Source organism: Rhodococcus sp. 14-2483-1-1, from assembly GCF_002259335.1.
In the GTDB taxonomy this organism is placed as follows: domain Bacteria; phylum Actinomycetota; class Actinomycetes; order Mycobacteriales; family Mycobacteriaceae; genus Rhodococcoides.
In genome coordinates, this window is record NZ_NPFX01000022.1 from 436427 (window position 1) to 459422 (window position 22996).

The 22996-nt window shown below is 64.1% G+C and carries 22 protein-coding genes; 15 read left to right on the forward strand and 7 right to left on the reverse strand.

Annotated features, from left to right (window positions below):
* Window positions 1-13: 13 nt before the first annotated feature.
* The gene (locus CH294_RS22945; RefSeq protein ID WP_094739135.1) at window positions 14-634 is read right to left on the reverse strand and encodes a hypothetical protein; all 621 of its coding nucleotides are present in this window, start codon (window positions 632-634) and stop codon (window positions 14-16) included.
* A gap of 287 nt (window positions 635-921) precedes the next feature.
* Here CH294_RS22945 and CH294_RS22950 point away from each other — a divergent pair, with 287 nt between their 5' ends.
* The 4 genes from CH294_RS22950 to CH294_RS22965 are packed head-to-tail and all read left to right on the forward strand — an operon-like array spanning window position 922 to window position 2893.
* Window positions 922-1212: a hypothetical protein gene (locus CH294_RS22950; protein WP_249305457.1), complete on the forward strand. Its 291-nt coding sequence runs from the start codon at window positions 922-924 to the stop codon at window positions 1210-1212.
* Window positions 1205-1900 (forward strand): alpha/beta fold hydrolase, encoded by a 696-nt coding sequence (locus CH294_RS22955; protein WP_094739136.1) that lies wholly within the window; start codon window positions 1205-1207, stop codon window positions 1898-1900. Before CH294_RS22950 ends, CH294_RS22955 begins: the two co-directional genes overlap by 8 nt.
* 16 nt (window positions 1901-1916) lie before the next feature.
* On the forward strand, window positions 1917-2369 hold the full coding sequence (locus CH294_RS22960; RefSeq protein ID WP_037153171.1) for a ribosomal protein L7/L12: 453 nt from the start codon (window positions 1917-1919) through the stop codon (window positions 2367-2369).
* Complete coding sequence (locus tag CH294_RS22965) at window positions 2366-2893, forward strand: GNAT family N-acetyltransferase (RefSeq protein ID WP_094739137.1); 528 nt, start codon at window positions 2366-2368, stop codon at window positions 2891-2893. Before CH294_RS22960 ends, CH294_RS22965 begins: the two co-directional genes overlap by 4 nt.
* 7 nt (window positions 2894-2900) lie before the next feature.
* On the opposite strand, the gene zapE is transcribed toward CH294_RS22965, so the two are convergent.
* A complete protein-coding gene (zapE, locus tag CH294_RS22970) occupies window positions 2901-3914 on the reverse strand; it encodes a cell division protein ZapE (protein ID WP_094739138.1) in 1014 nt (337 codons plus the stop codon).
* Between the two features lie 34 nt (window positions 3915-3948).
* Here zapE and CH294_RS22975 point away from each other — a divergent pair, with 34 nt between their 5' ends.
* The 6 genes from CH294_RS22975 (at window position 3949) to CH294_RS23005 (ending at window position 10414) form a co-directional block, all read left to right on the forward strand.
* Window positions 3949-4737, forward strand: coding sequence for a pyrimidine reductase family protein (locus CH294_RS22975; protein ID WP_094739139.1), 789 nt, complete (start codon window positions 3949-3951; stop codon window positions 4735-4737).
* A gap of 46 nt (window positions 4738-4783) precedes the next feature.
* The gene (locus CH294_RS22980; protein ID WP_094739140.1) at window positions 4784-6358 is read left to right on the forward strand and encodes an alpha/beta fold hydrolase; all 1575 of its coding nucleotides are present in this window, start codon (window positions 4784-4786) and stop codon (window positions 6356-6358) included.
* Window positions 6359-6472: 114 nt separating this feature from the next.
* Window positions 6473-7711, forward strand: a complete 1239-nt coding sequence (locus tag CH294_RS22985; protein WP_094739194.1) for a glycosyltransferase family 87 protein — start codon at window positions 6473-6475, stop codon at window positions 7709-7711.
* Between the two features lie 27 nt (window positions 7712-7738).
* Window positions 7739-8170 (forward strand): peptide-methionine (R)-S-oxide reductase MsrB, encoded by a 432-nt coding sequence (gene msrB / locus CH294_RS22990; protein ID WP_094739141.1) that lies wholly within the window; start codon window positions 7739-7741, stop codon window positions 8168-8170.
* Between the two features lie 280 nt (window positions 8171-8450).
* Window positions 8451-9662 (forward strand): toll/interleukin-1 receptor domain-containing protein, encoded by a 1212-nt coding sequence (locus CH294_RS23000; RefSeq protein ID WP_094739143.1) that lies wholly within the window; start codon window positions 8451-8453, stop codon window positions 9660-9662.
* Between the two features lie 293 nt (window positions 9663-9955).
* A complete protein-coding gene (locus CH294_RS23005) occupies window positions 9956-10414 on the forward strand; it encodes a MaoC family dehydratase (protein ID WP_170944821.1) in 459 nt (152 codons plus the stop codon).
* Here CH294_RS23005 and CH294_RS23010 read toward each other — a convergent pair.
* The 5 genes from CH294_RS23010 to hemE are packed head-to-tail and all read right to left on the reverse strand — an operon-like array spanning window position 10392 to window position 16570.
* On the reverse strand, window positions 10392-12713 hold the full coding sequence (locus CH294_RS23010; RefSeq protein WP_170944822.1) for a molybdopterin-dependent oxidoreductase: 2322 nt from the start codon (window positions 12711-12713) through the stop codon (window positions 10392-10394). The genes CH294_RS23005 and CH294_RS23010 overlap by 23 nt on opposite strands.
* Window positions 12714-12743: 30 nt before the next feature.
* A complete protein-coding gene (locus CH294_RS23015; protein ID WP_032403311.1) occupies window positions 12744-13448 on the reverse strand; it encodes an HAD family hydrolase in 705 nt (234 codons plus the stop codon).
* A complete protein-coding gene (hemQ, locus tag CH294_RS23020; protein WP_032377758.1) occupies window positions 13445-14140 on the reverse strand; it encodes a hydrogen peroxide-dependent heme synthase in 696 nt (231 codons plus the stop codon). Before hemQ ends, CH294_RS23015 begins: the two co-directional genes overlap by 4 nt.
* Before the next feature lie 4 nt (window positions 14141-14144).
* On the reverse strand, window positions 14145-15500 hold the full coding sequence (locus CH294_RS23025; protein ID WP_037153161.1) for a protoporphyrinogen oxidase: 1356 nt from the start codon (window positions 15498-15500) through the stop codon (window positions 14145-14147).
* Window positions 15497-16570, reverse strand: coding sequence for a uroporphyrinogen decarboxylase (gene hemE / locus CH294_RS23030; RefSeq protein ID WP_094739196.1), 1074 nt, complete (start codon window positions 16568-16570; stop codon window positions 15497-15499). The genes CH294_RS23025 and hemE overlap by 4 nt, the downstream gene beginning before the upstream one ends.
* Before the next feature lie 125 nt (window positions 16571-16695).
* On the opposite strand from hemE, the gene CH294_RS23035 reads away from it, so the two are divergent.
* The 5 genes from CH294_RS23035 (at window position 16696) to sigJ (ending at window position 22990) form a co-directional block, all read left to right on the forward strand.
* Window positions 16696-17295, forward strand: a complete 600-nt coding sequence (locus CH294_RS23035; RefSeq protein WP_032403309.1) for a DUF3000 domain-containing protein — start codon at window positions 16696-16698, stop codon at window positions 17293-17295.
* A 40-nt stretch (window positions 17296-17335) separates the two neighbouring features.
* The gene (locus tag CH294_RS23040; RefSeq protein ID WP_094704958.1) at window positions 17336-18631 is read left to right on the forward strand and encodes a ribonuclease D; all 1296 of its coding nucleotides are present in this window, start codon (window positions 17336-17338) and stop codon (window positions 18629-18631) included.
* A gap of 72 nt (window positions 18632-18703) precedes the next feature.
* Window positions 18704-19930 (forward strand): acetyl-CoA C-acyltransferase, encoded by a 1227-nt coding sequence (locus CH294_RS23045; RefSeq protein ID WP_094739144.1) that lies wholly within the window; start codon window positions 18704-18706, stop codon window positions 19928-19930.
* On the forward strand, window positions 19927-22032 hold the full coding sequence (locus CH294_RS23050) for a 3-hydroxyacyl-CoA dehydrogenase NAD-binding domain-containing protein (protein WP_094739145.1): 2106 nt from the start codon (window positions 19927-19929) through the stop codon (window positions 22030-22032). The genes CH294_RS23045 and CH294_RS23050 overlap by 4 nt, the downstream gene beginning before the upstream one ends.
* Window positions 22033-22129: 97 nt before the next feature.
* Entirely contained in the window at window positions 22130-22990 is an 861-nt protein-coding gene (gene sigJ / locus CH294_RS23055; protein ID WP_094739146.1) for an RNA polymerase sigma factor SigJ, read from the forward strand.
* Window positions 22991-22996 lie beyond the last annotated feature (6 nt).

A 22996-nucleotide genomic window follows, 5' to 3' on the forward strand; every position in this document is an offset into this window, starting at 1 on the left:
GCGTTCGATGCGGTTATGATCCACTGCTGCCACCCGTTGAAGTGCCTTCAGCCTGGCTCTTGCGTTCAGCGTCGAGAGCATTCTTGGCGCGCTGCAATGACAGGTCGGCATCGAGCTTCTCCGCCTCCGTGACACCCGCTTCGGCATACACCTCGTTGCGTGCAAGCCTCGCCTTCTCGACTGCCAACTCTGCCGACTTCAGACCGATCTCTTCATCGGTGAAGTTCGTTGTCAGCTCGGGTGCATTCGGTGCCGGCGTCTTGTCATCCTTGGATGCAGTCGCCGTGTCCCGCTTGGCTTCCAGATCACGTACCTTCTGCTCTGCCTGAGCAACTTTGATGTCTGCCTGGTCGCAGTCAGCTTGTGTCTTCTTATCGTTTGAGAACGTTGCGTCTCGGTCCTCTTGAGCCTGCCGTACGGCGACCATTGCGGAATCCAAAGCGAGCTTGTCCTTCTCGGCCCAATCCGCGTTGGCTGCACCGTCGAAGCCTGTTGCTGTACTCGTGGCGTACCCGGTACCGCGTGCTTCGGATGCTGCGAGCAATGCATCCGCCTCGGCGATGCGTGCGGCGTAGTTGCTGCCGTCCGCGTACCCCGACTGCTGAACCCTTTGAACTGCGGCTGCGGCATCCATCGACTCGTAATCGAACGTTGCGAGCTTCAGAGTGCGCTTGTGTCCACAAGTGGCATGCGTTACAGCTCCCTTTATCGCCAGGTCAAAGGACTTCTTTCCCTGGTCAGACGAATTATCGCCTCACCGCATAGATTCTGGTTCAATCCCAGTATCGGGCACCACAGTACGACAAATCAGACCCTCTTTCGAGGGGCTCTTTTTCGTGCTTCACGAATCAATTGTGGTGATTCACGCCATAGAAGTGCACAGTGGAGATGACGCACACACTTCGATGGAAGGACACTCACGTGTCGGACGATGCTCAGAGCGAACCCACAGTCGACGACGCCACCATGGAGGAGGCGAAGAAATCCGTCGAAGGGCTCGACGATCGCTATCGACCCGGTGCCCGGCCCACCGTGGCGCTACCGGGAACGAACGGCACCGTCGCCGGCACTGCATTCGCCGACATGGTCGACGACAACGGTGAGCTCGTCGACGCCGACGATCGGGATGCATCCGACAGCTCCGAAACCGGCAGCACGGACTCGAGCCACGCAGACACCGACAAAAAGGTAACGTCCTCGAACGATGCCTGAACTCGATGGTCCCGACGCCCCCGCCGACATCGAACTCGGCGGGGGCGTCGCCCATCTGCACACCCCGTCCACACCGTCACGTGGCGGAATTGCTCTCACCCACGGCGCGGGCGGCAACTGCGAGTCGCTTCTGCTGCAGCGCATCGCTGCGGTGTGGGCCGCAGCCGGGTTCACGGTGCTGCGGTTCGACCTCCCGTTTCGAGTACGCAAACCCAAGGGCCCGCCGCATCCGTCTCGGTCGGCCGAGGATCGGCTGGGCATCGCCGCGGCGATCGACCGCCTCCGCGCCGAGACATCGGGCTTCATCGCATTCGGTGGGCATTCCTACGGTGGCAGACAAGGGTCGATGATCGCAGCCGAGCGCCCGGATCTCGTCGACGGACTCGTTCTGACCTCCTATCCCCTGCACCCACCGGGCAAGCCGGAAAAGGCTCGTACACAGCATCTTCCTGACCTGCGAACACCGACGGTGGTGGTGCACGGCACCAAGGACCCGTTCGGCACCACTGCCGAACTGAGCGCTGCGCTCGCTCTCGTCCCGGCTTCCACACTGCTCATCGACATCGAGGGCGCGGGCCACGACCTCGCTCCGATCAAATACGACGCGGCGACGAAAACCCTTGCCGGTGCGGTCTCGTTGTTCTCCGATTCTTCGGTAGTCGTCCCGCCCTTCGACCCGTCACGCTGAAGTGGTCTACTAAGGCATGCCGACCTGGGGATGGTTCATCGTTGCTCTGGTCCTCGTCGATGCCGCGGTGCTTGCAGCATGGTTGTTGGCCCGAAAGAAGCCCGGCTCTAGCCCGGAGACATCGCGCAGCATCGGGCTGATCGGCCTCGATGGCAACGCCCGTGCAGACATTCATCAGTTGTTGGCGGCGAACAAGAAGATCCAGGCCATCAAGATCTTTCGTGAACGGACAGGTGCCGGTCTCATCGAAGCGAAGAACGCGATCGAAAACGTTCAACGCGGCGAACCCTTTCCGTCCTCGTCCACCATCGTCGACGCGGCTCAGTCCGGTCCGACACCCTGGGACGACCTCATCCCGCGGTTGCAGTCGCTGAAGTCGGAGGGCAAGGCGATCTCGGCCATCAAACTGCTGCGCGATCGAACCGGCTTGTCGTTGCGGGAGGCGAAGAACGCAGTGGATCTGCTGTGAGTGTTCGTGTGGCGACAGGTGCCGATGTATCCAACGTCGCAGAATTGGCCGCGCAGACCTTTCCACTCGCCTGCCCACCGGGAACTCGCACCGAGGACATCGAGCATTTCATCTCGAACGTATTGTCGGTCAGCAATTTCGAGGGTTACGTTGCCGACCCGAACCGAACCGTTCTGGTCGACGAAACACCCACCGGCGAGGTGGTCGGGTACGCGATGCTCGTGTCGGGCGCTCCAGCGGACCCGGATATCCGAACAGCCCTCTCGCACCATCCGACGCTGGAAGTCAGCAAGTTGTACGTACGGCCGGCCGAGCACGGCGGCGGAGTGGCGGCACGGCTGATCTCGTTCGCATTGACCCACGCGCGCGAATCCGGTTGCGCAGGAGCGTGGCTGGGCGTCAATCAACTCAACGTGCGTGCCCAGAAGTTCTACGCGAAGCACGGATTCGAGATCGTCGGCACCAAGACATTCGTTGTCGGCGTGCAGACACACGACGACTACGTCATGCAGGTACGACTGTGACGCTGATTCAGCCGACTGCGGCGAAGCGGGACAGAGCGAGCAGACGCGAGGTCGCGCGCAGATACTTCTTGCGGTAACCGCCGGCCAGCATCTCCTCGGTGAAGATCTCGTCGAGCTTGCCGCCCGAGGCTGTCACCGGGATGCCCGCGTCGTACAGGCGGTCGGCGAGCACCACCAGGCGCAAGGCAATGGCCTGATCCGATGCCGGGTGCACGTTCTTCAGGAACACCGCAGGAATGCCGTCGAGCAACTTGCCGTAGCGCGAAGGGTGCAGCGTGCTCAGATGCGCCAACAGCTCGTCGAAACCGTCCAGGGTTGCGCCGTCGATGGTCTCCGCGCGCTCGACCAGCTCGGATTCGGACGTCGGCTCGGGGGCCGGAGGAAGGTCGCGGTGGCGGTAGTCGGGGCCGTCGACGCGGATGGACTCGAAAATCGAACCGAGCTTCTTGATCTCCCGCATGAAGTCCTCGGCAGCGAAGCGGCCCTCACCGAGCTGGCCGGGCAGGGTGTTCGACGTCGCGACGATGGACACTCCACGCTGAGACAGCTCGGACAGCAGCCGCGAGACCAGCATCGTGTCGCCGGGATCGTCGAGCTCGAACTCGTCGATGCAGAGCACGCTGTGGCCCGAGAGTTCTTCCAGCGCCTTGTTGAAGCCGAGTGCGCCGACCACGTGGGTCAGCTCGACGAAGGTGCCGAACGCCTTGGGCTCGGGAACGCTGTGGTAGATCGACGCCAGCAGGTGGGTCTTGCCGACGCCGAAGCCGCCGTCGAGGTACAGACCCGCACCGGTGGCCGGGGTCTTCTTGCCGAAAAGTCCGCGCTTGCCCTTGCCGCGGATCTTCTGAACTTTGTTCGCGAATTCCTCGGCCTTCGCGACCGCAGCAGCCTGGGTCGGCTCTTTGGGGTCGGGAATGTACGAGGAGAAGCTGACGTCGTCGAACATCGCCGGCGGGACCATCTGCGCGATCAGCTGATCGGAGGGGACCACGGGATTTCGGTCGACAAGGCGTGCGGGCATTTGTCGAGCGTAACGACGTGGTCTGATCTCTCTCATGCAGCTTCTCGATATTGGGACCTACTTCACATCGGAGCAGGCCGCCGAGTCCGCGTCCACCGTCGGGTCGATTCTCGTCGACGATGCCGTCCGCGACCTGTACGCCTACCCGGCAGACCTGGGCCGACCGTGGATCCGCACCAACTTCGTCGCCAGCATCGACGGATCTGTCACCGCGAACGGAAAGTCGGCGGGCTTGGGAACCCCCGCAGACTCACGATTGTTCGGCATTCTGCGAGAGCTGTGCGACGCCGTTCTCGTCGGGGCCGGAACTGCTCGCACCGAGAACTACGGCGGTGTCTCGCTGTCCGCCGAAGCAAAGGCACGGCGGGTGGCGGGCGGATTGGCACCGGTTCCGACGATCGTGGTGGTCACCGCCTCCGGTTCGATCGATGCGGATTCTCGGCTCGTCACCGACACCGAAGTGCAGCCGGTGGTGCTGACCTCGGTGGCGGCGGACGCTGCGAAGGTGGGCGCGCTGCGTTCCGCGGGCGCAACGGTGATCGAGGTGTCCGGTGAATCGGTGTCGACCGAAGACATCGTCGACACGCTGAGCGAACTCGGATTTCGTCGCATCCTGTGCGAGGGCGGACCAGGACTGTTCGGGCAACTCGCATCCGACGGGGCGGCAGACGATCTGTGCCTGACGATCTCGCCGATGCTCGTCGCCGGAGAGGCGGGCCGCATCGCACACTCGGTCAGTGGCTCCGACACACCGATGCAGCGGGCGCACGTTCTCGCTGACGCGGACGGAACGCTGCTCACACGCTGGGTGCGTCGGCCATGAGCAGCGCTCGGTGCGGCATCGATCGAAAAGTCGATAGCCTCGCACGGTGACGCAGAAACGTACGTTGCTCGCCGCCGTCCTCGTCGTGGCCACGATGTGCGCGGCCTGCGGCGCCGGGCCGTCGATCCGGCCCGATGTCGCGGTGGAGCAACGATCCCCCGGTCAGCCCGGCGAGCCGTCCGCAGAGGCTCCGCCGGAGCCGGCTGCTCTCGCCGTGCCGACGACCGACCTCGACTGGGCCGACTGCACCGCCGCAACTCTCGGGACGTTCGGGCTCACCTCGACCACGCCCGGACTGACACTCGAGTGCGCCGAATACGAGGCCGATGTCGATGCCAGCGGGCAGATGTTCGGCACGTTCGCCGTCGGCGCTCTGCGCGCCCGACTCGATGGAACGCCGGCCGATGCGGGTCCGCTGGTGTTCACCTCCGGCTCCGATCGATCCTCTATCGCCACACTGGCGACGATGGCAGCCGGTCCGCTCTCGACACTGCTGGAAGCTCACCCCATCGTCGCCGTAGATCGGCGCGGGATCGGCCGCTCCACCGCTGTGGACTGCATCGACGACACCATCGACTCCCCTACCAAGACAGCAGTCGATGCCCTGGGACAGTTCACCAGATCCGACGCCGATACCGCCGACCGCGCAGTCGACGCAGGCCGAGACGCCACCATCGAATGCACCGACACACTCCAGCCACAGGAACTCGCCTTCGGAACCACCTACGCCGCGGACGATCTCGACCGTCTGCGGCAGCTCTGGGGCGTGAACCAGATCGGAGTGATCGGATCGGGGAACGGTGCGCTCACCGCGTTGGCCTACGCGGCGAAGTTCCCGGACAACATCTCGCGTCTGATTCTCGATTCGCCGCCCGGGGTCAACACCGATCAGATCACGCTGGCCGAGCAACGCACCCAGGGCAAGGAAGCAGCCTTCGCGGCGTTCGCACAACGATGCGTCGCGCTGAACTGCTCACTCGGGGCCGATCCGACGGCTGCTGTGCAGCAGCTGCTCCGACGCGCCGCCGGTGGCGAGTTCGCACCGCTGTCCACTCACGAAATTCTCGACGGCATCACCTTCGCGCTCGCATCGACTGCAGGGGACGCGTCGTCCCGGGCCACCACCCTGTCCACGACCTTGTCCGCAGCGGCCGGCTCCGACACCGCAGCTCTGCTCGCTCTCGCCGAACGAGGTCGAAATGCCTACGGCACCGACGGGCAGTTCGTTTCCCGGTGCACGGACGGCCAGCAGTGGCCGTCTCCGCAGGGCGTGCGTGACCTGTCGTCGCAATGGACCGACCGCTACCCGGTCTACGGCACCGACGCCGCCCTGACAGCGTTGCTGTGCTCCTCCTGGCCGACAGCACCGTCGATCCCCCTGCCCACCTCGTTGGACGTTCCGGTACTGGTCCTGTCGAACGCGGGCGACCCGATCGTCGGCAACGGAGGCCTGTCCTCGGTCACCGGGCTGGTCGGGGCAACCGGTGCAGCAGTGGCGTCGGCGGCGTGGCAGGGCAGCGGACACCCGAGCCTCGGCGGATCGCAGTGTCTGCAGAGCGCTGCGGTGAATTACGCGCTCGATACTTCGCTTCCCACCGACGGCACCGTCTGTCCCGCCTGATTCCTCGACCGGACTCCGGCGATCGATACCTGCCGGTAGGTTCCGTCGGTCGGCCCGCTGAACTTGCGGGGTGTCCTTTCTCTGGTGCGGCACCGGCTCGGGTACCGTTCGCGGGTGTCACTTAGCTTTCTGGAGCCGCGTTCAGGGCGGACGACCGCCGAGGTAATCAAGTACGCCCTGTGGCCCATCGCCATCATGACCGTGATCCAGCGGGTGGTCATCAAGGCGGTCAACGGTGATATCACCAACGACTTCAATCCCGTGTACAGCGCAGCTCTGGCGTTCCTGAATCGACAGCCGGTGTACACGGCGAATTTCGACTCCGTCGATCCGCACTACCTGTACCAACCGAGTGCGACGATGCTGCTCTCCCCCATAGCCATCATCGACCCCGAGCGATCTCGCTGGCTGTTCATCATCGCCAGCACCATCGCAATTCTCGTGGCGCTGTACATCCTGCTACGCATCTTCGGATTCCGGCTCGATTCGGTTGCCGCTCCCGCGCTGCTCCTCGCCGCATTCGTCAGCGAGACGGTGACGAACACGTTGGTGTTCACCAACTTCAACGGCTTCGTCCTCCTCGGCGAAGTAGCGTTCCTCGGGTTTCTACTCCAGCGCAAAGACCTGTCGGCCGGCGTTGCCATGGGTCTGACTCTGGCGGTCAAGCCGATGCTCGCGCCGCTGCTGCTGCTACCGCTGATGACGCGTCAGTGGAAGGTCTTCATCACCTCGATCGCGATCCCAGTTGTCATGATGGCCATCGCCTGGCCGCTGTCGGTCGACCCGATGAACTTCATCGACCGGACGCTCCCGTACCTGCTGCAGACTCGCGACTACTTCAACAGCGCTGTCGTCGGCAACGGCCGCTACTACGGTGTTCCCGAACTGCTCACCCTCGGCATCCGCGCGGTTCTGGGGATCATGGTTCTGGTGTCGCTGTGGCTGCTGTACCGATACTGCCGCGAGGACCGTCTGTTCTTCTGCGCGACCACCTCGGGATTGATCCTCACCGCGCACTGGTTGCTGGGCTCGCTGGGCCAGATGTACTACTCGATGATGCTGTTCCCGCTGCTCATGACTGTGGTGCTGAAGAACTCACTACTTCGCAACTGGCCCGCCTGGCTCGCGATCTACGGGTTCATGAACTACGACCGATGGCTGTCCGGGCGCTGGATCGAAACGGGCCGTGCCCTCGATTACCTCCGAACCACGTTCGGGTGGGCGCTGCTGATCGTCGTCATCTTCGGTGTTCTCGTCGGACGCTATTTCGCCGCTCGAAGCGAAGGACGACTGGACGACGGGATCGAACCGAACTACCTTTTGCCGAGCGCGCCACCAGCGAAAACGGCATAGCCAGACAAATCGTATTAGCGTGGAAGCATGAGTTCAGCAACCGACAACAACTCCGCTCCCGCCGTCCAGCTCACCGACGCACAGTGGCGCGAGAAGCTGACCCCCGAGGAGTACGCGGTGCTCCGCCAAGCAGGCACCGAACGCCCGGGCGTCGGCGAGTACACCGACACCACCACCGAAGGCATCTACGAATGCCGGGCCTGCGGAGCCGAATTGTTCCGCAGCACCGAGAAGTTCGAATCCCACTGCGGCTGGCCGTCGTTCTTCGACCCGGCCGACAGCGACGCCGTGATTCTGAAAGAGGACACCACGCTGGGAATGCGCCGAGTCGAGGTCGTCTGCCGCAACTGCCACAGTCACCTCGGCCACGTGTTCGAGGGCGAGGGCTACCCCACGCCGACCGACCAGCGCTACTGCATCAACTCGATTAGTCTGGTTCTGCACCCGTCCGCCAGTTAGAAAACAGCATTTGCGCAGCTAGATCGGTCTTCGATCTAGCTGCGCTTTAGTGTCTAATGAGCGTCTGCGTAGGCTTCGATGGCGGGCTTAGTAGTGCCACTCTCGGTGGCCTGAGTCCTGTCGTAACTGCCATCGCCCCTGGTGCTTTTCACCGGATTTGTCTTGAGCCAATCCGCAAGCACGCTCGTAAACTCGGCCTTGGTGCGGCGGATTTTGCCGACCAACCTTCGCATCATCGCAAAATGCCCGATTCGACTGGACCATCCGGTACGGTTCCTCCATGCCACTCGAAGATGACAGCATTGTTCATCCAACCGGTTTTTGGAGCTACGTCCACAAAGACAACGACTCGCAGCACGACCGAATACTAAATCTAGCTGAGCTTCTCAAGCAGGAATATGAATTCCTAACGGGAAGCAGTCTTGACCTTTTTGTGGACAGGGAAGATTTAGCCTGGGGCAAGAAGTGGCGTGTAACCATTGACGACGCACTCACAGCGACCTCTTTTTTCATTGCAATCGTTACACCGCGCTTCCTAGCCAGCGAAGAATGCCGCAAGGAGCTGATTATCTTCGCGGCAAATGCGGAAGCACGCCAAGTACCAGAGCTGGTGCTTCCGATCCTGTACGCACCGGTCGACGATCTAGTCGAAGACTCCGAGGACGAAGTACGACGGATTATCGCAGCAAGTCAGTACGTCGACTTCACCAAGCTTCGCGTAAAAGACCAAGAGGGCGAAGATTACCTTACCGCCGTAGCTCAACTTGCCGAGCGATTAGTCGAAATATCAGCTGAAGTTGCTAATCGTCCGGAGTACTTACCAGGAAAACTGGAGCGCGATTCTGACCCAAAAGCACTATCCCCCGGTGACGACACCGATGAGGCCGACGACGCATTGGGGATACTGGATGCCATCGCCGCCCAGGAAGAACTCTTTCCAGAGTGGCAAAAAACTATCGAGAAGTATGGCGCGCTTATGAGTCAAGTCGCGGATATCACAAATAAGTACAACCCCATGATGACCGCCGCTGGAAAGAAGAACGGGGCCGCACGCCTCTTCGTCGCCAAACAATACGCAAATGAACTCACACCCGTCGCAGATGAGTTCAAGGAAAACGGAAGTAAATACGCCGAACAAGCGTTCACCATGAACGGCTTGATGAGTGTTATCCTCACGAATATAAGTGAGCGCGAAGCGGCCGAACGCACTAGTCAACAGGTCCAGAGTTTCCTTAACGGCGCAAGAAGCCTGGCCGATTCTGGTCGAGTTTCCATCGAATCAGTACAGGGATTCCAAGACACCGTAAAAGACGTTGCTAAGATGAGTAGGGATGTCCGTAGGCCACTCAAGACACTAGCCGAAGGCGCGCAAAGCTTCCTTGATGGCCAACAATTGTTCGACGATTGGGTTCGTAGAATTGACAAGATCGAACTCCAGGATGAGCAGGCACAAATTGTTAACGAGTTGGATGTGCTGCCAGAATCGCAATAAATTAGGGCAAAATAGTCGAGAAGAAGTGGCTTTTAGAAAGGGAACTTTCTCCTATCCTAAAGCGCTTGCTAAGCATGAATGGGCCCATCCCAGCAAACCTTAATCGGCAAACTTAGGGGTTGCTGCTGGAGATAAGCCAATTAAGATATACTCATTGGCCAATGATACAGCCATTTATGTCTACTTGCGTAGCCAGAACTGACACCTTGAAGAAGTCCGGCTCGTAGCATCGACCGATTCGTTTCTACTCAAGCCTGCATCCTGATCCGCTCTGCTTGCTCCATACTGTGAACATGCGCACTTTCACCTCACCAGAGCAGATCAAAGCGGCCGTCGGCGAAGACCTCGGCACCAGTGACTGGCTGCAGATCACCCAGGAACGGGTCAACACCTTCGCCGACGCGACCGGCGATCACCAGTGGATTCACGTGGATGTCGAGCGGGCGAAGAAGGAAAGCCCGTTCGGCGCGCCGATCGCACACGGATTCCTGAGCCTGTCCCTGGTGTCGATGCTCAACTGGCAGATCTACACGATCGAGAACACCAAGCTCGGAATCAATTACGGCTCCAACAAGGTTCGCTTCATCAACCCGGTGAAGGTCGGAGCCCACGTGCGCCTGCAGACCACCCTCGTCTCCGTCGAAGAGGTATCCGGCGGAGCACTGCAGATAGTGACAGCGGGAACATTGCAGATCGAGGGCGAGGACAAGCCGGCGCTGGTCGCCGAGATCATCTCTCGGGTCGTGTTCTGACCCCTGATCGAACTGGTGGATCGAACGCGGTGATCGGCGGCAGTGGTTCGTCGTAGCGTTCGATCTCCACCAGCACATGTTGTCCTGTGCATCCACGCGACAGCGAGGACGCCCCGTCATCCGCGGTGAGTACGTTCACGCTGCCGTGCTTGCACATCGAGCCGGGATCAGCTGGATCGAGCGGGTCGTACCAGGCACCCGTGGACAGCTGGACCACCGTTTCCAGCATCGCGTCGTCGACAACGACACCGGCCAGGCACGAGCCACGGTCGTTGAACACCCGCACGACATCGCCGTCCGACACTCCCCTGGCCGCCGCCGCGGACGGGTGCATTCGTATCGGCTCTCGGCCCTGAATCTTCGAGTGTCGGCTCACCGCGCCGTGATCGAGCTGACTGTGCAGCCTGGTGCGTGGCTGATTGGCGATCAGGTGCAACGGAAACTGCTGGGCGCGTGGCCCGCCGAGCCACTCCTGCGGCTCGAACCACATCGGATGCCCTCGGCAGTCGTCGTAGTCGAAGCCCGCAACCGTTGCCGAGAAGATCTCGATCTTGCCGCTCGGGGTACGCAGGGCGTTCCCCACCGGGTCTGTTCGGAAGTCGTGGAGGAACGTCAGATCGTCCTCGGTCTGCATTCGGAACGAACCCTCACGCCGGAAGGCCTCGAACTCCGGGGTCGTGACGCCACCCGCGCGTAGATATCCGCGCCACTGCCCGTACAGATGCTCCAGCCACTGCTCCGAGGTACGCCCCTCGGTGAACTGCTCCCCCACACCGAGTTTCGTGGCCAGCTCGGCGAACGTGTCGTAGTCGTCGCGAGCGTCCGCGTACCGGGCGGCGGCCGGCTCCATGGCGACCAGCAACGGATCGTTGCGTGTGCAGCTCAGATCGGACCGTTCCAGTGACGTGGTCGACGGGACGACGATGTCGGCGTGCTTGGCCATCGGTGTCCAGTAGGGATCGTGTACCACGACGGTGTCGGGTCTGCCGAGAGCACGACGAAGCCGTCCGAGGTCCTGGTGGTGGTGGAACGGATTGCCGCCGGCCCAGTAGACGACCTTGATGTCCGGGTACGTCAATCGCTGACCGTCGTAGTCGAATTGGCCACCGGGATCGAGCAACATGTCCGAGACCGCCGCCACCGGAATCAGATCGGGCACCGGATTGATTCCCTGCGGCAGAGTCGGTAACGGATACGGAACCGGGGCCAGACCGGGCTCGTTCATCGAGCCGTAGCCGTGTCCGAATCCCCCACCGGGCACGCCGATCTGACCCAACATCGATGCCAGCGTGATGCCCATCCACGGGGCCTGCTCGCCGTGCTGCGTCCGTTGCAGTGACCACGTGACGGTGACCATCGTGCGTTTCGACGCCATCTCCCGCGCGAGATCCGCGATCACCGCAGCCTCGATGCCGCAGATCGTCGACGCCCACTGCGGGGTCTTGGGTGTGCCGTCCGAGACGCCGAGCAGGTACCGCTCGAACTCCGGATAGCCCTCGCAATACGTGTCGAGAAAGGCTGTGTCGTGCAACTTTTCGTCGGCGAGCACGAATGCGAGAGCCAACATCATCGCCACGTCGGTTCCGGGTCGCGGCGCGATCCATCGAGCGTCGCCGCTCATGTCGTTGCGCAGCGGACTGACCGAGACGATCTGTCCGCCGCGTCCACGCATCGCGTCGAGCGAATCGACCGTCGGATGGTCCGACGTACCGCCGTGATTGATACCGGTGTTCTTCACCGGAACGCCGCCGAAGGCCACGAGTAGGTCGGTGTGCGCGGCGATCACGTTCCAGGACGTGGAGCGCGAGAACATCTTCCAGTGCGCACCGAGTACGTGCGGCATGATGACACCGGTCGCACCCAGTGAGTAGCTGTGCACCGATCGGGTGTAACCGCCGATGCAGTTGAGGAATCGATGCACCTGACTCTGCGCGTGATGGAAGCGTCCGGCACTCGCCCACCCGTACGAGCCGCCGTAGATGGCGCTGTTGCCGTAAGTGCCGACAACTCTGCGCAATTCGTTGGACAGGAGCTCGGTCAACTCGTCCCACGACACCTCGACGAACTCGTCGCTGCCACGGTCGTCGGTCGGCCCCGGGCCGCGCTCGAGCCAGCCTCTGCGTACCGCGGGTGAGGTAATGCGCGATCGGTGGGTCACCGACCCGACGAGGTTACCCAACACCGGGGAAGGATTGCTGTCCGAGACCTCGGGATGAACAGCGGTGACATCGCGTCCGTCCGACTCGGCACGAAACATGCCCCAGTGGCCCATGTGCTGGACGCCGGCCACTCCGGTCATCGAACTACTCCGGTCATCGAACTACCCCGGTCATCGAATTCCGAACGCGCTCAACGCTGCCAGCAGTGCATCCGGACGCTCGACCGTCGGTACGGGATCGACGAGCGCGAAGCTGCACCCGATCTCCCTCGCCGCACCGTCGGCCTCGGCGCTGTCGCCCACCATCAATGTCACCGAAGGGTCGACGCCCAAGCTCGCGACTGCGTGCCGGAAGATCTCGGGCTGCGGTTTGACGTGACCTACCTCGAACGAGAGCACGAACTCGTCGACGTACCGATCGAGACCGCGATCGACGAACGCAGGACGGATGTCGAAGGCGATGTTGCTCAGCACACCGACCCGAATCGACTCGGCAGCAAGCTTTTTCAGGACCGACTCGGTATCCGGGTACGGCGTCCACGAATCGGCATCGATCACCCGCCCGTAAACCGATTCCGCCTGCGCACGGTCCGTGACACCGGACTGCTCGAGCACGTGCAGATAGGCCTGCCGGTGCAGTGCCGGATCGAGGTCTCGGTTTCGCCAGGCATGACGCGTTGCATCGTCGAACTCGACTGTCTCGCCTACCGGCGCGGTCATACGCCGCATCAGTTCCGCGGCTCCGGCACCGTCGACCGGGGTGCCGTCTGCGTCATGGATGCCGTCGAACCAGGTGGGATCCTCCTCGAGCCGAAACAGCGTGCCCGAGAAGTCGAACAGGACGGCCTCGATCGTCGATGTGCCCGTCGTGGTCACGGCAGTGATTCGACGAGTGCGTCCACCTCGACCCGCGGGCCGGTGAAGAACGGGGTCTCCTCACGCACGTGCCGTCGCGCCTCGGTGGCACGCAGATCCCGCATCAGATCGACGATGCGGTCCAACTCGGGAGCCTCGAAGGCCAGAATCCACTCATAGTCGCCCAGTGCGAACGACGGCACGGTGTTCGCGCGCACGTCCTTGTAGTCACGCGCGGCCTTGCCGTGGTCGGCGAGCATCGTGCGGCGCTCGTCGTCGGGCAGCAGATACCAGTCGATCGACCGGACGAACGGGTAGACGCAGATGTACGCACCCGGATCCTCACCCGCGATGAAGGCCGGAACGTGACTCTTGTTGAACTCCGCCGGGCGGTGCAGTGCGGTGTTGCTCCAGACCGGAGTGCTTGCCTTTCCCAGCGCGGTGGTGCGCCGGAAGTCGGAATAGGTGGCTTGCAGGTCCTCGATGCGCTCGGCATGAGTCCAGACCATGAAATCGGCGTCGGCGCGCATGCCGGCGATGTCGTACACGCCCCGCACTGCGACGCCCTTGTCTTCACGACCTTCGAAGAAGACTTTCGCCTCCTTGGCTGCTGCGGCCCGATCGTCGCCCAGCACACCGGGCGTGACCTTGTAGACCGAGAACATCAGATAGCGGAGTGTCGAATTGAGCGCTGAGTAATCGAGGCGTGCCATGGCCCTATCGTGCCACCTCGACCAGACGGGCGGCAGCGGTGGTGGCGGACGCAATACATGCGGGTACACCGACACCGCGCTGCCAGGCTCCGGTGACCTCGAGGCCGGGGAGGTCGGCAACACCGGACTCCACGGCGGCGACGCGATCGAGATGCCCGGGCGCATATTGCGGCAGACCGCCCGGCCAGCGCTGCACTGTCGCGGCCAGTGGTGGGGTGTCGATGTTCGCAACCGTTCGCAGATCCCGCAGCGCCGTCTCGATCGACTCGGCCTCGGATCGGTCCGAGGCCGTGGAGTCGCCGAACCGGCCGAGCGAGGCCCGCAGCAATACCGCGTCACGCTCCCCCAGGTGTGGCCACTTCCGGCTCGACAATGTGAACGCTTTGACATCGAGGCCTGCGTCCGTGGCCACGAGAATGCCCGAATTCTGAGGCAGCTCGGTCGCTTTCGGAAAGGCCAGCGCTACGACCACCGACGACGCCAGCTCGATACTGCGTGCCGCCCGCGAGGCCTCGGGTGCCACCGCGGCGATCAGGTGACCGAGGACGGGCGCGGGTACCGCCAAGACCAGTCCGTCCACGACGCCCACGCGATCGACGTACCAGCCGTTCGCCTCACGGCGTACCTCGCCGATGCCTGCGTCGACGATCGTCCGGGCATCGGTCGCGGCGATCAGCGCATCGAGCAGCACCGCATAGCCGTCGCGCAGGCCGCCGAACACCGGTCCGGGCGACGGCGTGGGCAATGCCGCCAGCACTGCCTCGGTGAGGCTCGCTGCCCCGCCGTCCAATGCGGCTGCCAACGTCGGAAGGGCAGCCCGGACGCCGATCGAGCTCGCCGAGCCGGAGTACACGCCGCCGAGCAGCGGGTCGACCGAACGGCTCACGACCTGAGAGCCGAAGCGGCTGCCCACGAGATCGGCCACGCTGACGTCCGAGCCCGCGGTCCACGTGAACGGCCGTGTTGTTTCGGTCTCGATGAGGTGCAGTTCCTCCGGGTCCACCAGATCCCGCACGGAATCGGCAGAGGACGGGATACCCATCAAGGTGCCCAGCGGGAGCGCATGCGTTCGGCCGCCCGAAAAGACCAGCGGACGCGCCGACGACGGGTGCACCAGCTGATCCGACAGGCCGAGTTCGGCGAGCAGAGCCGGTACTTCCGGACGACGACCGATGAACGCTTCCGCGCCGACATCGAGCGACTCGGCACCGACCTCGGTGGTCCGCAGGGTGCCACCGAGGCGAGGGGATGCCTCGACGAGAGTGATCTCCGCATCGGGACCACAGGCCTGCCGGAGGCGATACGCCGCGACGAGGCCGGAGATCCCGCCGCCGACCACGGCGTAGCGCCGCAGCGTCACAACGAATGCACCAACGAGACCACCCGGGTCAGAATCTCGGGATCGGTGTCGGGCAACACGCCGTGTCCGAGATTGAACACATGCCCCCGCGCACCGGCCGCCACCGCGCGGTCGGCTTCGGCGGCAATACGTCGAACTTCGGCCTCGACGGCATCCCAGCCGGCGAACAGCACCGCCGGATCGAGATTTCCCTGCAAGACCTTGCCGCCACCGACTCGGTGCACGGCGTCGTCGAGCGGAATCCGCCAGTCGACACCGACCACATCGGCGCCGGCCTCACCCATCGCACCGAGCAACTCGCCGGTACCGACCCCGAAATGAATCTTGGGAACGCCTGCCGAGGACACGGCGTCGAACACTCGCGTCGAGTGCGGCAGCACGTACTCGCGGTAGTCGGCGAGCGACAGCGCACCCGCCCACGAGTCGAACACCTGCACCGCGTCCACTCCGGCGGCCAACTGAGCCTGCAGGAATGTGATCGTTGTGGTCGCCAGCGCGTCGAGCAGGGCATGCCAGGTCGCCGGGTCGGAGCGCATCAGCGCCTTGGTCTTCTCGTGATTGCGACTGGGGCCACCCTCGACCAGGTAGGACGCGAGGGTGAACGGCGCTCCGGCGAACCCGATGAGCGGCGTGCCCGCGAGCTCCCTGGTGAGGATCCGCACCGCATCGGCCACCGGCTCGACCTGATCGGCGGTCAACCTGGGGAGTGCCGCAACATCGGCCGCCGAACGCACCGGCTGAGCCACGACCGGACCGGTACCGGCAACGATGTCGAGATCGATACCGGCAGCCTTGAGCGGAACCACGATGTCCGAGAACAGGATTGCCGCGTCCACATCGTGTCGACGGACAGGTTGCAGAGTGATCTCGGCCACCAGATCCGGCCGGAAGCACGAATCCAGCATGCCGATGCCGGCGCGGATCTTTCGGTATTCGGGGAGAGACCTGCCGGCCTGACGCATGAACCACACCGGCCGACGCGAGGGCGTTTCACCGGCGATCGCGGCCAAGAACGGCGCGTCCGGGAGTTCTCGACGGGCGGGGGCTGTGGTGTGTGCTTCGGCGTTCATCGAGTTCCATGCTGCCACGCGTCAGGAAAGCTTCTGCCACCAAGGGCGACACACCCACTTCGGTTCCATCACGGCTCGGCGCGCCTCCGCCGCCGGACAACGTGACGCGTCTAACGTCCGATCACGTGACCGAACCCGAATCCACCGCCGAACCTGCGCCTTTCCGCGCCGCCATCGACGCGATGCATCGGGCCCAGGTACACCCGGCGATCGAAATCGGTCCGATCCGGCCGCCGCAGCGTCTCGCCCCCTACAGCTATGCGATCGGGGCCGAGGTCAAGCATCCCGATTCCGACCAGGTCGACGAACAGAGTGACGGTGACGCCTTCGGCCGCCTGATCCTGCTGTACGACCCCGACGGTGCAGAAGCCTGGAACGGCACTCTTCGACTGGTTGCCTACATTCAAGCGGACGTCGACGAATCGCTGGCCGACGATCCCCTGCTTCCCGAGGTCGGGTGGAGTTGGCTGGTCGACGCACTGGAGTCACGGTCGGAGCCGCTCAACGCACTCGGCGGCACCGTCACCTCGACCAGCTCGGTGCGTTACGGCGACATCGCCGGTCCCCCCAAGGCCCATCAGCTCGAACTTCGCGCGTCCTGGACCGCGACGTCCGAGGACCTCTCGACACACGTCGAGGCCTTCTGCGAGGTTCTCGCGTACGCGGCAGGTCTGCCGCCCGCGGGCATCACGACCCTCGGTCGACGCAGTTCCAGCCGGACATAGTCTCCGGACCCACCGACCGTAGGGCTTAGAGTCACTGTCCATGTCAGCCGAGAGTTCCCCCGACGCCACGTCGGACGACGCCACGTCGGACGAGCAGGTCAACGAGCCGGTCGCCGTTCCGTTGCTTGCCCCGGCTGACGGTGTGCCCGATGTCGTGGACACACCGGACGCCGTTCTCGCGGCCGCGAAGCTCCTCGCCGCAGGTCACGGGCCTCTCGCGGTCGATGCCGAACGCGCGTCGGGCTTTCGGTACTCCCAGCGCGCCTACCTGCTGCAGTTTCGTCGCCGCGGAGCGGGCACCGTTCTGCTCGATCCGATCCCGGTCACCGGCGACCTCGCGCCTCTCGCCGAGGTGATCAACCCGCTCGAATGGGTGCTGCACTCCGCCGATCAGGACCTCCCGGGGCTGGCCGAACTCGGCCTGGTCCCCGCCACGCTCTACGACACCGAGCTCGCCGGCCGTCTCGCCGGATTCGAACGCGTCGGCCTCGGCGCCATCGTCGAACGCACCCTCGGACTGGCGCTACAGAAGGGCCACGGCGCTGCCGACTGGTCCACTCGTCCCCTGCCCGACACCTGGCTCAACTACGCCGCGCTCGACGTCGAAGTTCTGCTCGAGCTTCGCGACGAAATGGCCGCGGAGCTCGAACGACAAGGCAAAACGGACTGGGCGGCACAGGAATTTGCCCACATCCTCTCTCTCGGACCGCCCAAACCCAAGACCGACAGGTGGCGTCGGACATCCGGGATTCACGCGATCAAGTCTCCCCGCACGCTCGCGGCCGTCCGCGAACTATGGACCACCCGAGACGAATTGGCGGCCAAACGTGACGTGGCGCCGAGCCGGGTGTTGCCGGACTCGGCGATCGTGGCGGCGGCAACTGCCGATCCGAAGACCTCGCGCGAGCTCGAGCAACTACCGGTCTTCGGCGGTCCTCGCCAGCGTCGATCTTCCCGCCTGTGGGCGTCGGCGCTCACGCGTGCGCGGGCCCTACCGACCTCCGAGTTGCCCTCCATGGCAGCGTCTTTCGACGGCCCGCCCCCGGTCAATCGATGGGCGCGTCGCGATCCTGACGCGGCGGCCAGGCTCGCCGACGTACGAGCGGCGATGACCGACCTCAGCGAGTCGGTGTCGGTTCCGGTCGAGAACCTCCTGATGCCGGATCTGCTCCGTCGATTGGTGTGGGATTGGCGGACTCCCGACGACGAAGGCCTCGATCCCGGAGAGCTGATCGACAGTCGGCTGACCGAGGGAGGGGCGCGGCCCTGGCAACGCTCGCTGGTGGTACCGGTTCTGGCGAAGGCACTGCACCCTTCCCAAGTTACCGGCGGGTAATACCCGCTACAGTAGGTGGCGCGTCCGGGCACCCGGGCGAGTCGTCCGCATCTGTCGGGAGGATCGAAAAGCGTGTCTGTACCCGCGTCCACCAGCTCACAAAGGAATGTTGTCTTCGTCGACGGCATCCGTACCCCGTTCGGCAAAGCAGGCCCCAAGGGCATGTACGCCGACACTCGCGCAGACGACCTGGTCGTCAAGGCAATCCGCGAACTTCTTCGCAAGAACCCCAACCTCCCTCCCGAACGTATCGACGAGGTCGCCATCGCCGCGACCACACAGACCGGTGACCAAGGGCTGACCATCGGCCGCACGTCCGCCCTGCTCGCCGGACTCCCCCGCAGCGTCCCCGGATTCGCCATCGACCGCATGTGTGCGGGTGCAATGACCTCGGTGACCACCACCGGATCGGGCATCGGCTTCGGCCAGTACGACGTCGTCATCGCCGGTGGCGTCGAGCACATGGGCCGCCACCCGATGGGTGAGGGCGTCGACCCCAACCCGCGCTTCCTCGCCGACAAGCTGGTCGATCCCAGCGCCCTGGTGATGGGCAACACCGCCGAGAACCTGCACGACCGGTTCCCGAGCATCACCAAGGACCGCACCGACACCTACGCCGTCGCGAGCCAGAACAAGTACGACGCAGCGAAGAAGGCCGGCTTCATCGCCGACACTCTCGTGCCCGTCGCCACCAAGTCCGCCGCCGGGTGGGGCCTGGCCACCGAGGACGAGCCGCCTCGTCCCGGCACCACCGTCGAAGACCTCGCCAAGCTCAAGACGCCGTTCCGCCCTGCCGGCCGCGTCACCGCAGGCAACGCCGCGGGACTCAACGACGGTGCCACCGCCGCGATCCTCGCCGGCGAGGACACCGCGCACGAACTCGGCCTGAACATCGGCATGCGGATGGTCGGCTTCAGCTTCGCAGGCGTCGACCCGGCCGTCATGGGCATCGGACCTGTCCCCGCGACCGAAAAGCTGCTCGGCCGAACGGGATTGAGCATCGAAGACATCGGCCTGTTCGAGATCAACGAGGCCTTCGCCATCCAGGTGCTCGCCTTCCTCGAGCACTACGGCATCGCCGACGACGATCCCCGCGTCAACCAGTGGGGAGGTGCCATCGCGTGTGGCCACCCCCTCGCGTCCTCGGGCGTCCGCCTGATGACCCAGCTGAGCCGCCAGTTCGCTCAGCAGCCCGACGTCCGCTACGGCCTGACGACCATGTGCATCGGTCTCGGCATGGGCGGCACCGTCATCTGGGAGAACCCCAACCACGCTGACTACTCGGGAGCAGCCAAATGAGTGACATCACCACAGCGTTCAGCGACGAGGTAGTCACGAACGCGTTCACCAAGATCGTCTCCGTACCGGGGCTCGAGGGCTCCATCGCCCTCGTCACGCTCGACAACGGCTTCGATCACACCAAGCCGTCGACCTTCGGCCCCGGCGGGCTGGCCAAGTTCGACGCGGCCCTCGACGAGGCCTTCGCAGCGAACCCGGTGGCCATCGCCGTCACCGGCAAGCCGTTCATCTTCGCAGTCGGTGCCGACCTCAACGGCGTGCCGAACATCAAGACCAAGGACGAGGCGCTGCAGATCGGGCAGCTCGGGCACAAGGTCTTCCGTCGCCTGCGCGAGTCCACGATTCCGACGTTCGCCTTCATCAACGGTGCCGCACTCGGCGGTGGCCTCGAAGTGGGACTGCACTCGCACTACCGGACCGTCGCGGAGAACGCTGCCGCACTCGGTTTGCCCGAGGCCTTCCTCGGCCTGGTACCGGGATGGGGCGGAACCCAGTTGCTGCCCAACATCATCGGAGCCTCGAACGCCGTCACCGTCGTCATCGAGAACGCACTGAACCAGAACCGCGTCCTCAAGCCGCAGCAGGCACTCGATCTCGGCATCGCCGACGCCCTCTTCGGCGGAGCCGACTTCCTCGAGCAGTCCCTCGCGTGGGCTGCTCAGGTCATCAAGGGCGAGATCGTTCCGAACCGTCCCGAGATCGACCGCGGGCAAGCCTGGGACGACGCCATCGCCCGCGCCAAGGGAATCGTGGCCGGCAAGACCAACAACTTCGCCCCCGGCCCCGTCGCCGCGGTCGAGCTGCTCGAGCTCGCCAAAAGCACCGACATCACCGACTCCGCCTCGCTCGACACGGCCTTCGCGGCCGAGGACGAGGCCCTGTCCACGTTGCTGGTCAAGGACGAACTACGTGCCGGGCTGTACGCCTTCGATCTGGTGCAGAAGCGCGCAAAGCGGCCTGCCGGTGCACCCGACAAGTCCCTCGCCCGCAAGATCTCCGGTGTCGGCATCGTCGGTGCCGGCCTGATGGCCAGCCAGCTCGCGTTGCTGTTCGTGCGGCAGCTGAAGGTGCCGGTGATCCTCACCGACATCGATCAGGAGCGCATCGACAAGGGTGTCGGCTACGTCCACGGCGAGATCGACAAGCTGCTCGGCAAGAAGCGCCTGTCCCCCGATGCCGCAAACCGATTGAAGGCGTTGGTGTCCGGTTCGATCGACAAATCCGCTTTCGCGAACACCGACTTCGTCATCGAGGCAGTCTTCGAGAACCTCGACGTCAAGAAGAAGGTGTTCGCCGAGGTCGAGGAATTCGTCTCTGCCGAAACGATTCTCGCGACCAACACCTCCTCGTTGTCGATCACGAAGATGGCGGCCGATCTGAAGCACCCAGAGCGGGTCGTCGGCTTCCACTTCTTCAACCCCGTGGCCGTTCTTCCGCTGCTCGAGGTCGTCAAGGGCGAGAAGACCGACGACGCCACTCTCGCAACGGCATTCGCGACGGCCAAGACACTGAAGAAGTCGGCCGTGTTGTCGGCCGATCTCCCCGGATTCGTCTTCAATCGTCTCGTCACCCGCGCGTCCAACGAGATCATCAGTGCCATCGACGAGGGCACGCCGTTCGACGTCGCCGACGGCGCGGTGGGCGAACTCGGCATGCCGATGAGCCCGCTAACCCTGCTGGCTCTCGTCGGCCCTGCGGTCGCACTGCACACAGCGGAAACTCTCGGCGAGGCATACCCGGAGCGGTTCAAGGACTCCCCCGGATTCCGTGCACTCGTCGAGGCGAAGAAGCCGGGCGTGTGGACGTACGGCCCCGAGGGCCAGGTTGTCGATCCCGAGGTGGCTGCACTGTGGCCACAGGGAGATTCGCCGTCCACTGCCGAGCAGGTGCTCGAACGCACCCGCAACGCATTCGCCGACGAGATCCGGATCATGCTCGACGAGGGCGTCGTCGCGGCTGCCGAGGATATCGACCTCTGCCTGCTCCTCGGCGGCGGCTTCGGATTCTGGAACGGCGGCATCACCCCGTACCTGGACCGCAGCGGTGCATCCGAGGCCGCAACCGGTCAGCGCTTCCTGGCTCCGGGCGTAGCCAGCGTCTAGAACCGCCCGTCGAGTTCGAGGTTGTGGACGGATTTCTCCGGATTTTCGTCCATGACCTCGAACTCGGCATCGTTCGCTCGCGCTATGGTGCGATCCGATGAACAACGAGCGCAGTCGGCTGATCGGCATCGGCTATCGAATGTTGGGGTCCTACAGCGACGCCGAAGACGCTGCTTCCGAGGCCATGGTCCGGTGGTACCGACTCACCGATGCCGAACGCGACGCCATCGACGTTCCCGCCGCGTGGCTCACCCGCGTCGTCGGCCGGATCTGTCTCGACATGCTCGGCTCGGCCCGCGTTCGCCGCGAGAGCTACGTCGGCCAGTGGTTGCCGGAACCAGTTTCCGGTCTGCACTCGGTGAATTCGACGGCCGCTGACCCTGCCGACCAAATCGCACAACAGGATTCGGTGAATCTAGCCTTACTCGTCGTTCTCGAATCGCTCGGTCCAGCGCAGCGAGTCGCATTCGTCCTGCACGATGCGTTCGCAGTTCCGTTCGACGACATCGCGGCCGTGCTCGACCGCTCCCCTGCTGCGTGCCGCCAGCTCGCGACAGCCGCTCGACAACACGTGCACGGCCGCCACCTCACCTCCGCCGACCCCATCGAGCACGATCGCGTCGTCCGCGCCTTCGCGATGGCCTCGGGAGACGGAGACCTTGCCACGCTCGTCTCGTTGCTTGCCCCCGATGTCACCCTGATCAGCGACGGAGGCGGGCGAGTCTCGGCGGCCCGCAATCCTGTTGTGGGCTCCGACCGAGTCGCTCGTTTCGTCCGCGGCATCACCGCCAAGTCCACCGACCTGGAATGGTGCATCGAGTCCGTCAACGGCCTGTCCGGCATCGTGATCCGACGCGGCGGCGGCGTGTTCGGCGTCGTCGGGTTCGACACTGCGGACCGGGTGGTGGCCGACATCTGGATCGTGCGCAATCCGGACAAACTCCGACACTGGACCTGACCCCCG